The following is a 12,754-nucleotide window of genomic DNA, read 5'->3' on the forward strand; positions in this document are numbered from 1 at the left end:
TTATTTTCTAAAGGGTTAGTTTTAAGGTTGGTTGTTTTTTAATAAATCTTCGTATATTTTGATGACTTCATTAATTCTATCGTTCATTTCATCTTTATGTTTGAGCCACAATTCATTTATTCCGGGAGCGGCTTCGTGGTATTCAATTTCCAATAGTTCCTTTAGATTATTATCTCGTAAGGTTTCTAGGTATTCGATTTGCTCTTGTGCGGTTTCTTTCAGTGTGTTTTTTTGAAGATGTCCAGACGAGTCTATATGCACATACGTAGCGGCTGAATGTGCCAATGCTCGGTCTTTTCCTGAAGCACGAACAGCCATCCACGATCCTTTTTCTATGGTTTGTTTGTATTCTAAAGTAATTGTATTTGCCCCATTTGTCGCCTTTACTTTTTTGACCACTTCGCCATTGATTACTAATTCTAAACAGTCTAGTGTATCAATTTGTATGTAGTTTTTGACTTCTGCTTTTACATGAATAACGTCTCCTTTTTTGAGTTCTAGGGTAGCACCCATCGGCATATCATTGACCAAGAACGATAGCATTGGCCCATTGGTTACAAAAGTGTTTCCCGCTTTAAATCCTTTAAACCAGTTCTCAGGAGTAAATGTGCCATCAATTTTGACATAGCTTCTTACCGAACCGGGATGATCTAAATACGGAAAATCAGATCCCGCAATAGGTAATAATTTATAACCTAAACTTAGAAAATGATACCAAAGATGGGTTTGCATTTCGCCATATTGCATAATTTCTAAAAAATCGATAACTCCCAAAGGTACATCCAAAGCCAAACCACCTTCATCATTAAACCAGTTTCGATCCACATGCGCATAACCCGTTGTGCCTCCTTGCTTTTTGTAGGCTGCCAAAACTTTGTGGTATAAAAAATAGTCGTCTCTATTGTGTAGATTTTTGGTAACATTCAAAGCGATAGTATGACCATGATGAACTGTTCTGGGATCTTCAACACCAGCAACCAAAGCATGATTACCATTTATGTATTGTCCTTCTTTTCCGTATGCATATTGATGAAAGTGCGTTCCTCCGGGATTCCCCATTTCCAAGATATTAGAAACATGGACATCTTCGGCTTGTATGATTTGGTTAAGCGATTGGTTGACTTTTTTGGTACGTTGAAAATGAATGTGTGCATCTCCGGAATACCAGTTGTTTTCGGGCATATTAATCCATCGCTTTAAAGGAATCTTCAAATCGGTGATCTCTTTTTGCTTTATCTCAAACTCGGTTTCGGATATGAGATACTCTGGGCCTTTACTAATGATCATTTTATATTTTCCGATGGGTAAATTAGCTGTGTAATTTCCATCAGTATAGAAAAAATGCCTGTTTTCCGAAGGCCAATAATCAGGTCTCCATCCCTGCGATCTAAGGAATAATTCATTTTTTTTATCTGAAAAATAATCGAATCCAATGGCTTTGTTAGACGGTAGAGGCATCCAGTTATTTTCTAGGGCATATATTCCGATTCTTGCCGGTACTATTTTTCCGTTTTCGTCAGCCGTGTTTATTTTTAATTTTCCTTTGGGTTTAGCAGTTGCCACTTTCTTGTCTCTAGTAATGGTGATATTACTAATGGTTAGCGTATGGGTTTCATCCATTTTTAGATTGAAGGCATCAGCCCCAATGGCTGTAATTGTAAAATCGGTTCCGGCATGACCGCTATTGACAAAACGAGCTCTTTCTAAAACCACAGTTGCTTCGTACCATCCATTTCCGATAGGTGTTGAAGTTGCGAAAACCTGAGCCATAGATTGTACGTTTTTATCATACGTAATGGTGAAATTTTCGCATCCTTTGTCTCTCATTAATACCGTAAGTGTAATGTCTTCATCTACATCATATATAAAGTCATCATCTACATCAAAAGAAAAGTAACTTCCCGTTTGGCAAATTTTACCATCTACTAGGGTTTGAATGGGCATTCCTTTTCGGGGATAGGTTTCTATTCCAAACGAAAATCCCCAAGCTGCCGTGACCACTTTGGTAATGTTTGGCAATTTCCAATCCATTTCAAGAGTCCCTCTGGGATCATCGCTATGAGTTTGATCAGCAGCTGTAAAGTGACTGTGTTGCGCCTGCAAAGAAATAGGTGCTATTAGACCGATTATTAGCACTATATATCTTAATTTAGAAATTGAATTGGTACACATATTATATCTTTATTGAAGTGTAATTTGTCCCGAAAAAGGAATCTTTTTTAGAATTTATTTTTTCAAAGATATATTTTATTTTACAAAAAACAAGTGTATTTTTGTTTTGTAACTAACTAATTTTTAGATGTTTAGACTAGGTTTTGACCTGTTTGACTGCGTTTGACTTAACTGGATTTTTATGATTTTTTATTAGTTTTTAAATACTGTAAATCAGCGGTTTAAAAATTTTGTTCGATAATTAAAATTGACTCATTTTAATATTCATTTGACTAAAATACATTTGGTTTATAATTATTTAAATTAACTAACCAAACCACTAATTAAAATGAAAAAAGAATATCTAAAAAGAATTTTATTTGTGTTATGTACATTAATAGGATTCGTAGCTTTTGCACAAAATACGGTAAAGGGGAAAGTGATGGATAAAAATAATAATACCCCTTTATCTGGTGTTACTATTTTAATTCAAGGGGATAAAGCCGGAGCTATTTCTGGTTTCTCGGGTGAATTTACAATCTCTAATGCTAAAGCTTTTCCTTGGACGCTTGTATTTAGTTACATGGGATCAAAAACGAAAACGGTGGTTGTGAACGAAAATACCTCTGCACTTTCTATTGATTTGGAAATTGACAATAGTGTGCTAAAAGATGTGGTAGTTACAGCCAATAAAAGAGCTCAATCTGCCCAAAAAGTAGCGATGTCAATAACGACACTTTCGCCTACTAAATTAGCGCGTTCTGGAGCCGAAGAGTTTAAAGACTATGCAGTTGGAATACCAAACATACAGTTCAATCCATCGGGTGACGGGAACTCTGGTAGAGCAAGTTCTAATGTAGCCATTCGTGGAATATCGGGTGCCAATACAACAGCAATGTATCTTGATGACACACCGTTACCAACCAATATTAATATTAGATTAATGGATGTTGCCCGTGTCGAAGTTTTGCGCGGTCCCCAAGGAACGCTGTATGGCGCCCGTAATATGGGAGGTGCTATAAAAACAATAACCAATCAGCCTTCTGTTAAAAAAGTGAGTGGGTCATTAATCGCAAATGTTTCAACCGTAAAAGAAGGAGAACAGGATTATAGCTTTCAAGGAATTGCAAATGTTCCATTAAGTTCTAAATTGGCTTTAAGAGTGGGAGGTTTTTATGATTATCAATCCGGTATTTTTGAAACTCAACTGAACCCATTGGCTGTGGTTCAAAATAAAAACCCAATCGTAACGGTTACTGACGGAATCAATAGTATCGATATTAATACAGATGGTTGTGATATTTGTTTAACAAAGGATAAACAAAATGTTGGTAACGTAAATCAGTATGGTTTTACGGCCAGTTTGGGGTATTTTCCAACAGATAAAATTAGTATTATTCCAAAAGTGATTACTCAAAACATAAAAGGGGGAGGGTATGATTTTGCCGAAAGTGAAACGGGTTCTTTTCAGTCTCAAGGGAATTGGACTCAAATAAGAGCATCTGGTATTCCAGAGTCATTTACAGATAAATGGCAGTTTTATAGTTTGACTGCAAAAGTAGAAACCGATTATGGGTCATTTATATCCAGTACTTCTTATATGAATAGAAATATTTTAGAAAAAGAGGATTCAGGCGAAATCACATTACGATTATTCAGTTTCTGGGATCAAATATGGAACCCTTCGGCGGGTAAATACAATATGTGGGCGTATTATATGTCTAGAGAAGTTAAAAATGAACAATTTAATCAGGAGGTTCGATTTCAATCCAATTTCAAGAATAAATTTGAATTTACGGCTGGAGCCTATTATGCCCATGAAGACAATACTGCAGACTGGCTTGCCCAAGAAAATGGAAAAGGCTATATAAGTTACATTAGTGCCGCACAATGGGGGAATTATGATGAAGCCAATAGACAAAATGTAAAACAAACTGTGCCTATTTATAACTATTATGGGACAGATATTAATTCGGAGGTTGCTGTTTTTTGCGAACTGTATTATAAATTCACTCCAAAGTTGAAGGCCACAGTAGGTCTTCGTTATTTTGATGCAAAAACGACGAAAGATGTTTATGACTGGGGATATACCGTTTATGATGGTGTTACTGTAAATCCTGATGGAACGCCGGATTATCAGTCTAGTAAAACGGTGGTGCAAGGTACAAGCAAAGAGCAAAATGCCATCCCGAAGTTTAATTTAACCTACGAGATTTCCAATAATAAATTAGTGTATGCTAACGCTGCCAAAGGTTTTCGTCTTGGAGGTGTAAACGATATTGTAAATAACTATTTAAGTCATGACCAATTAGTAGAATTGGGATTTGCGGATGGGAAACAACCTGCTAATTATGGATCGGATTATTTATGGAGTTATGAAACAGGATTTAAAGGGGCTTGGGCAAATGGAAAATTAATTACCAATGTTGCGGTTTTCTACAATGATTGGCAAAATTTGCAGCAATCAAAAGCACTTAATTCTGGCTATTCTTTTATAAGTAATGTTGGTAACGCAAGATCATATGGGTATGAAATAGAACTTAGGGCAAAAATCATAAAAGAATTAGACATTTCTGGAGGATATGGATATCTTAATGCCGAATTAAGTGAGGATGTACCAACATTGGGAGCTCAAAAAGGGGATAAGATTTTGAACACAGCTCCAAATTCAGCAAATGTGTCATTAGATTTTAATAAAGAATTGTCTAATAATAAGCAGTTGTACGCTACTGCAAGTTACCAATACATGGATAAAAGATATGGATCTTTTGCACCAGAAATTGATGTGAATAAAGTATATGGTTCATTTAGTGTAGTAAACGCAAGGGTTGGATTGCAAATCAAAAAATACGATCTCTCCCTTTACGGAAATAATCTAACCAATACTTTTGCCAATTTAGGATCTCCAAATGCTTTTAGTGGTGATTTAACGAGTAGACCCCGTTATACCGTAAACAGACCCATTACTTTTGGATTTGAAGGAAGATATTCATTTTAGTACAATTTGTTTTTTTTTATTAGTCAGCGAGTTTATCAATACTCAAAAAGGCTTATTGTCTTTTGTAAAAATTGATGTTTTGGTATTTTTGGTTAACCTCGGGAGTTTTTGCTTTCGAGGTTATTTTTTTTGGTAGTAATTTATGTTTGTTTTTTGAGGATGATCTAATGATATTTAAAATCTAATTTTCAAATATTTTGAACCATTAAGGGATTATGTTTTATTAAGAAAGACTGTAAATCTTAATGGTTCAAAAAAAATTGAATGTTTAAAATATTTCCAGATAATAGAAAATTACAAATTACCCAAAGTTTCTTTAAAATCGGCTAAACTACAGCCAAATTCGGCAAACATGATTTGAGATTCATGCTTTTTGAAATAGTTCAGTACCAACGCATCTTGTTCATTCTCTACGGTGTGGTCGATATAAAATTCTTTCTCTTTTACTTCATCCAAAAAATGAATGTCTTGACTTTGTCGGATCAAGATGTTTTTTAGCGCCATAGGAAATCCACCATATTTAGACATGGTTATAGAAACTCCAAAAAGCACTTCGGGATTGGTTTCCATACCAATGTTGATAAGATGCATTTCATTGATCTCTTCCCAATCTAGATTTTTACCCATAAAACAAAGGGCATTTGCCATTTTTTGAGCGGGATAACTGATGTATCGCTGTCCTTCATTGATGGTTCTAAAAAGGATTTCCCCTTCTTCATCTTCATAGATTATAAAAGGAGCTTTTACTACTTTGCCATGTTTGTCGCTTTTTAAATAATAAAGAAAATAGCTTCCTAGATAATACTTGCTAATGCATTTTAAAAAATGGTCTTTGACTGTTTTTGATTTACTGAAATTAAAATAGCTCTCTGTTAAATTATTTGGCTTTGAGACATTTTCATTTGGGATGATTATGGCTTCTCCATACTTCCATTCGTCCCATTCTTGAATAGGAACTGCTAAGAAAGTAAGTAATACATTCAATTTTAATTCTTTTGGACTCCCTCCAGACCAATAACTTTGCAGCGTTTTTCCGCTGACCCAATTAAAAGGTTTGTTTGGTTCTAATGCTTTGAGATATTCTACCAAATCGTGCGAATTATCCAGTTTTAATTCGCTTAAAAGCATTTCGAATTTTTGCTCGCCAAATAAAAGATGCTCTTGTAATAAATAAGGATTCTCTACAACCGTTCTAGTGACATTTTGATTGATATATTTGGCAATTAAGTTGAAAACGGTTCGTGTAAAAGTTTTCCAATCTGATTTTACCGTTCGTTGTTTCAAAATAGAAGCAATTCCTTCATGTATCTCTAATGCATCAAGTACTCTTTTGGTTATCATAGAATGGAATTTTTTTTTGAATTTTTATGGAATAGAAATCGGGAAACAATATTAAGTCAAATTTAAGACAAATGCAAATATGTAAAAAAACAGGTAGCTATTCAGTACAACAAACACTAATCTAATTTCTATCCCAATTAGCTCAACAATTTTAATAAAACAGTACTAATGCGATCTCTATCAGAATCGGTTATATTAGATCCTGAGGGCAAACTCAGTCCGTTTTCAAAAAGCGTTTCGGCAATTTTATTTCCATAAAAAGGATAGTTTTTATACAAAGGTTGCAGATGCATGGGTTTCCATAAGGGTCTGCATTCTATATTGGAATCCAATAGCGTCAATCGGATGGTTTCTCGGGTAATTCCGTTTTTAGTCTCAGATGGGTTTACCAGTATCGAGGTCAGCCAATAATTGGTAAAATAATCTGGGTTTGCTGTAGAAAAAATAGTAATTCCGGGAATATTTTTAAAAAGTGATACATAAAAATCATGCATGGCTCTTCTTAAAACAATATGTTCTTCTAGGACTTTCATCTGACCGCGACCTATTCCTGCACAAATATTACTCATTTGGTAATTGTAACCAAGTTTACTGTGTTGATAATGAGGGGCTTCATCTTTGGATTGAGAGGCTAAAAATTGCGCTTTTTTCTTTAATTGGTGGTTTGATGTTATAATTGCCCCGCCTCCAGAGGTGGTTATGATTTTATTTCCATTGAATGAAATAACACTAATGTCTCCAAAAGTACCACACTTTTGCCCCTTGTAACTGCTTCCCAAAGCCTCGGCACTGTCTTCCAGAATTGGAATGTTGTATTTGCTGGCAATAGCTCTTATTTCATCTATTTGATAGGGTACTCCATACAAGTGAACCGTGATAATCGCTTTTGGGATTTGCCCCTTGTAAATACAGTCTACAATGGCTGCTTCTAAAGCAATGGGACAAAGATTCCAGGTTTCGAGTTCACTATCAATAAAAACAGGAGTTGCTCCTTGATATAAAATAGGATTTGCTGATGCCGCAAATGTCATGGATTGACAAATAACAACATCGCCCGCTTTTACATCCAAGAGGATTAAGCCCAAATGAATGGCGGCTGTTGCTGAGTTTAGTGCCGTAACGAAAACGCCATTACATAAATAGTTTTCTAAATCACGTTCAAATTCGGTAATATTAGCCCCCAATGGAGTAATCCAATTCGAGTCAAAAGCTTCGTGTATGTAACTAAGCTCGGTACCTCCCATGTGCGGAGATGAAAGCCATATTTTTGGATTGCTCATTGTCTTTAGATATTAAAATCACAAGAATTTGGAAAAGTGATTTTGGCGGCTAATTATTATAATTTAAATGTAAGTAAAAATAATCTTTTTTGATACAGTATGGATTTGAATAATGCCAAAACACAAAAAACGCTTTTTGAAAGATTCAAAAAGCGTTTTTTGTATAAATAAAAATATTATTTCTTGTAAATAGAGTAGATGGTATTTATGGTTTTTTCATCTAAAACTGCATTGACTTCGCTTTGAATAAAATGAAGCTTGAATGCCGAAATAGCAGCCGAATAGTTTTTTGTGTTATAACCAATTACCTGTAAACCTTGTTCTACATTGAAATCACTGGGTGCACAGGGTAATTCATCATCCGGCCAAACACCAAAACCATTTAAGGCTAGAAGTTTCCATGGAAAAAAAATAGAGGGATCTACTTTTCTAGTTGGAGCAATGTCTGAATGACCAATAATATTTTGGGTGGGAATACTGTAGTCTTTTTTTAATTTGGTCAGCAGCGCCAACAAGCTATTGATTTGTATGTCAGAAAAAGGCTCTGAACCATTGTTGTCCAATTCAATTCCTAGAGAAACCGAGTTAATGTCGGTGTCTTTGCCCCAAGAACTGTTACCTGCATGCCAAGCTCTTAGGTAATCATTCAGCATATGAACCACTTTGCCATCTCTCGAAATTACATAATGGGCGCTTACTTTAGTTTTCGGTGAGGTAAAAGTGCGTAACGTTTTTTGAAGCGAATCCTGAGCGGTATGATGAATAATGATAAAATTTGGTTTCCTTAAATTAAAATTTACGGTACCTACCCATTCGGATACAATGCCGTTTGGCAAAATGCTAGTGTCGGTTTTAGAGAGGGTATCTTTGTAATTCAGTAATTGATTTTTATAGCGATAAGCAATACTGTCAATGATTATTGCAGACTCATTTGTTAATGGTATGGCTTCTTTTTTTGAAATGGCTTCTTTTAAAGAATTCATTTGAGTGTCATAGGCTTTCTCACTTTTCTTATAAGGATTGGTGGAGCATGATGTGGCTATAACGGCTAAAATAAGATAGTAAAAGTGTTTTTTCATATTGAGAGTTTATGGCTGTCCTCGGTCACATAGTCAGCTATGTGTGTTTTAAATAAGTGAAACGCCTACTTTTTAACTTGCAAAATCTATGGCAAAAAAGGCATACTTGGTACACAAAGGGTAAGGTCATATTGGATTTTGAAAAAAAACAAAAAATTTTAATCAGTGTTTTCTGGATTCAATTTTGCTTTTTTGCTCTTCGATCAAGTTACGGTATTTTGCTTTTTGATCTTTGTTTAGAATCTGCATTACCTCTAAATCGGTCATTTCGCTCAGTACTTTAAATTCCTTTGATTTATCTTCGTCGCTCATTTCTTTTTTCAAAAAAAGAGCCTCTTGTTTTTTTATCGATTTGGTATAAATATTAGTAACAACCACTTCTTGTAGTGCATCTAAATTGAGTTCTTTTTTATAATAAGCCACAACTTTGGCTGCGGTTACTTCGGCAGGAATAGGTTTAGGAGCGCTCTGTTGATTGCTCTGTGACATTTGTGACATCTGGCTGGATCTGCCATTGTTACCATATCCATTGCTTCCTCCGCCATATCCGTTCCCACCATATCCATTTCCATATTGCGCGGTAATGGTGTTTGCTGACAAGAGTAAAAAGGTCACAAAAAGGACTGTTTTAAATGTTTTTGTAATCATAAGTATCGCGAAAAATTAAAATTAAATCTTAAAGGTTTAAGAACTAACAGCAAAAAAAAACACCCCGCCCGTTGGGCACCCCTCCAAGGGAGGGGAATTACACACGACTTCCCCTCCTCTGGAGGGGTGTCCGTAGGACGGGGTGGTTTTTTTAGGCTCAATGCTTTTTCAAAAGCACAAGCCTTTTGAAAACCTAAACTGGTTCTCCGTACAAATCAAATTCGGTTGCTTCAATAATTTTGATCATTACAAATTCACCTGTTTTTACATAGTGTTTTGTAGCGTCAATCAATACTTCATTATCCACATCTGGACTGTCAAACTCGGTTCTACCCACAAAATGACCACCTTCTTTTCTGTCAATAATACATCTAAAGGTTTGTCCCACTTTCTCTTGGTTCATGTCCCATGAAATTTGTGATTGTAATTCCATTATTTCATTGGCACGAGCTTGTTTTACGTCGTCCGGAACATCATCTTCCAATAAATAAGCGTGTGTATTTTCTTCATGAGAATAGGCAAAACATCCCATTCTGTCAAATTTCATTTCTTGGACAAAATCTTTCAGGATATTGAAATCTTCTTGTGTTTCTCCAGGATAACCAACAATCAAAGTCGTACGGATAGCCATTCCGGGAACCGCCGCTCTAAAGTCTTTTAATAATTGTGTCGTTTTTTCTTGTGTGGTTCCACGACGCATTGATTTCAAGATAGAATCCGAGATATGTTGCAACGGAATATCAATATAATTACAAATTTTAGGTTCGCGTTTCATGATTTCAAGTACATCCATTGGGAAACCGGTAGGGAAGGCGTAGTGCAAACGAATCCACTCGATACCTTCTACTTTTACCAAAGCCTCTAGCAATTCGCCCAAAGCGCGTTTTTTATATAAATCAAGACCGTAATATGTTAAGTCTTGCGCAATCAAAATCAATTCTTTTACACCATCTCTTGCCAATCCTTCTGATTCTTTAACCAGTTTTTCAATGGTTTGCGAAACGTTTTTACCTCTCATTAACGGAATAGCACAAAAGCTACACGGTCTGTCGCAACCTTCCGAAATTTTCAAGTAAGCGTAGTTTTTTGGAGTCGTAGTCAAACGTTCTCCTAATAATTCGTGTTTGTAATCGGCGCCTAAAGCTTTTAATAAAGCTGGCAATTCGGTAGTCCCAAAATATTGATCCACATTTGGAATCTCTTTCTCTAAATCTGGTCTGTATCTTTCTGATAGGCAACCTGTAACAAAAACTTTGTCTACAAGTCCTTTTTCTTTTTTATCTGCATATTCCAAAATCATATTTACCGATTCTGCTTTGGCATTATCAATAAATCCGCAAGTATTAATCACGATAATATTTCCCTCATCTTCAGCTTTGGCTTCATGGGTAACCTCTTTTCCGCTTGCACGGAGTTGCCCCATTAGCACTTCACTGTCATACACATTTTTCGAGCACCCAAGAGTGATCACATTTATTTTATTCTTTTTTAAAGACTTCGTTCTCATAGTATTACATTCCCGATAATTTAGGAATTTTGCAAAATTACAATTTTTTGCTCAAACCCTGCTTGTTTCCAATCCAAAAAGCTCCTAAAGTTTCCATAAAAAGGATTGGGAGCAGCACATTAGGTTTATTCAAGAGGATTTGTCTTGTCTAAATTATTCTACATAAAAAAACAAAACCACTTTTGATAGGCTTCAAAGGTGGTTTTAGTTGCAGTAATGTTTGTGTTTTACATTTCAAATAACAAAGTCATAGTGAAATTGTTTTTGTAGGTATTGATGTGGGCGCTTTCTGTAAATCCTTGTGAAAAGAATTGTTGTTGAGAAGTGCTATGGGTATAAACATAAGCAAAATCCAGTTTTATGGAACCAAAACTATAGCCTAAACCACTCGAAAAACTGTTTAAGTCCCCTATGGTTGCCGAATTTTTGTATGGGCTTCCTTCAAAACGATATCCGCCTCGTAATCTGAAATTTTCAATTTTGTATTCGGCACCTACTCTTACTTCGTTTGAAGCGCCTAGTGCGTTATGCATGGCGCTATTTAATCCTCTATAGTAGGGATCGTTTTCTGGAGAAAATTCGGTACAACTGTAGTCTTTGTATTTGTAATCAAGACTGATTAATCCAGATTTTCCAAAAACATAGGCAGTACTTGCTGTAAAACTGCCAGGAGTACGCAAATCATAAGGGGCGTAATAATTAATGACATACGGATCGACCACATTTGGTGGAAGTATATCTATAGTATTGCTTCTGACAGAAGACAGTCTTTGGGAAAATTCATCCTGTAAAGTGTACCATGTTGGTGACTCATAGGCGAGACCCAAACGGAACTCATTGGTTAGTTTTGCAATAGCCCCTATTTGAAATGAAAAACCGGCACCATAAGTGTGTAGATTATTGGAGAAATTCAAATTCCTAACCTCGTAATCTGAATTCAAAGGATTGTTGTTGGATTCGTAGAAGTTGGAGTTTTTTACATAATCGGTAAAATGAGAGTTCAAATTAAATCCAAAATAGATTTTGTCTTGGTATTGTACGGCACTGTTAAAAATCAGTTTTCCATTATAACCATTAGAGTAAACGCTGTTTTCTTGGTAGTAATTTCCGCCAGATCGAACATTTGAGGTGTATAGTACGTTGTCAGGATCGTCTTCGTTTAATGGATTTATAATGAATCCGTAATATCCAAGGTAAGCTTGTTGCGCTCCGTTGTTTAGATTGGCATAATTAGTGCTTGTTATTAGACCTAAAGGAACGCCATTGGCGTAGCTTAAAAAATAATTGGCAACCGAATTAACGGGGCTTGTTCCTGCAGAAAATAAAGCGTTGTCGTAATTATTGGTGTTCTCATAATTGATGGCCATACTGAATTTTCTCCAATCGCTATTTGGGTTTCTGTTTTTAAAAACGAAAACACCTCCTGCTTGGTTGAGGTCAAAAGAATTATCACTTGCCGAAGTTGTAGTGCCAAAATAATTGGAATTGTTTTTGGTGTCATAATTGCCCATTGTAAAGGCAAATTGATTGTTCATGAATACGGCTGAACCTCCAGGATTTACATTCATAGCTGATAAATCCCCACCAAGTGCTCCAAAAGCACCACTCATGGCGGTAAAGCGAGCCGTTCCTTGCAAATCGCGTTGGGCATAACGCATTGCGTCCGAAATTTCTTGGGACTGAGCCGCACTAAATGATAATCCGACTGCGAGTAACAATAAGTGTTTTTTCATTTGGTTGAGCTTTGGGT

General features: G+C 35.8%; 8 protein-coding genes. 1 reads left to right on the top strand and 7 read right to left on the bottom strand.

The features are described 5' to 3' along the window. Positions 1-21 precede the first annotated feature (21 nt). A complete protein-coding gene (locus DB891_RS03150; protein ID WP_116760516.1) occupies positions 22-2,172 on the bottom strand; it encodes a CehA/McbA family metallohydrolase in 2,151 nt (716 codons plus the stop codon). Positions 2,173-2,500: 328 nt separating this feature from the next. Here DB891_RS03150 and DB891_RS03155 point away from each other — a divergent pair, with 328 nt between their 5' ends. Further along, on the top strand, positions 2,501-5,149 hold the full coding sequence (locus DB891_RS03155; protein WP_116760518.1) for a TonB-dependent receptor: 2,649 nt from the start codon (positions 2,501-2,503) through the stop codon (positions 5,147-5,149). A gap of 294 nt (positions 5,150-5,443) precedes the next feature. Here DB891_RS03155 and DB891_RS03160 read toward each other — a convergent pair whose 3' ends face one another. From DB891_RS03160 to DB891_RS03185, 6 genes are all read right to left on the bottom strand, one after another. Then, a complete protein-coding gene (locus DB891_RS03160; protein WP_116760520.1) occupies positions 5,444-6,490 on the bottom strand; it encodes a hypothetical protein in 1,047 nt (348 codons plus the stop codon). 137 nt (positions 6,491-6,627) lie between these two features. After that, positions 6,628-7,770, bottom strand: a complete 1,143-nt coding sequence (locus DB891_RS03165; protein ID WP_116760522.1) for a DegT/DnrJ/EryC1/StrS family aminotransferase — start codon at positions 7,768-7,770, stop codon at positions 6,628-6,630. A gap of 176 nt (positions 7,771-7,946) precedes the next feature. After that, positions 7,947-8,849, bottom strand: a complete 903-nt coding sequence (locus tag DB891_RS03170; protein WP_116760524.1) for an N-acetylmuramoyl-L-alanine amidase — start codon at positions 8,847-8,849, stop codon at positions 7,947-7,949. A 162-nt stretch (positions 8,850-9,011) separates the two neighbouring features. After that, complete coding sequence (locus DB891_RS03175) at positions 9,012-9,464, bottom strand: hypothetical protein (protein ID WP_223256039.1); 453 nt, start codon at positions 9,462-9,464, stop codon at positions 9,012-9,014. Positions 9,465-9,690: 226 nt separating this feature from the next. Then, positions 9,691-11,004: a 30S ribosomal protein S12 methylthiotransferase RimO gene (gene rimO / locus DB891_RS03180; protein WP_116760528.1), complete on the bottom strand. Its 1,314-nt coding sequence runs from the start codon at positions 11,002-11,004 to the stop codon at positions 9,691-9,693. A gap of 227 nt (positions 11,005-11,231) precedes the next feature. Further along, complete coding sequence (locus DB891_RS03185) at positions 11,232-12,737, bottom strand: OmpP1/FadL family transporter (RefSeq protein WP_116760530.1); 1,506 nt, start codon at positions 12,735-12,737, stop codon at positions 11,232-11,234. Positions 12,738-12,754 lie beyond the last annotated feature (17 nt).

The organism is Flavobacterium laiguense (assembly GCF_003097655.1).
Taxonomy (GTDB): domain Bacteria; phylum Bacteroidota; class Bacteroidia; order Flavobacteriales; family Flavobacteriaceae; genus Flavobacterium; species Flavobacterium laiguense.

Coding starts and splice junctions, on each gene's coding strand:
- DB891_RS03150 (WP_116760516.1), bottom strand. CDS start 2,172: ATGTGTACCAATTCAATTTCTAAATTAAGATATATAGTGCTAATAATC.
- DB891_RS03155 (WP_116760518.1), top strand. CDS start 2,501: ATGAAAAAAGAATATCTAAAAAGAATTTTATTTGTGTTATGTACATTA.
- DB891_RS03160 (WP_116760520.1), bottom strand. CDS start 6,490: ATGATAACCAAAAGAGTACTTGATGCATTAGAGATACATGAAGGAATT.
- DB891_RS03165 (WP_116760522.1), bottom strand. CDS start 7,770: ATGAGCAATCCAAAAATATGGCTTTCATCTCCGCACATGGGAGGTACC.
- DB891_RS03170 (WP_116760524.1), bottom strand. CDS start 8,849: ATGAAAAAACACTTTTACTATCTTATTTTAGCCGTTATAGCCACATCA.
- rimO (WP_116760528.1), bottom strand. CDS start 11,004: ATGAGAACGAAGTCTTTAAAAAAGAATAAAATAAATGTGATCACTCTT.
- DB891_RS03185 (WP_116760530.1), bottom strand. CDS start 12,737: ATGAAAAAACACTTATTGTTACTCGCAGTCGGATTATCATTTAGTGCG.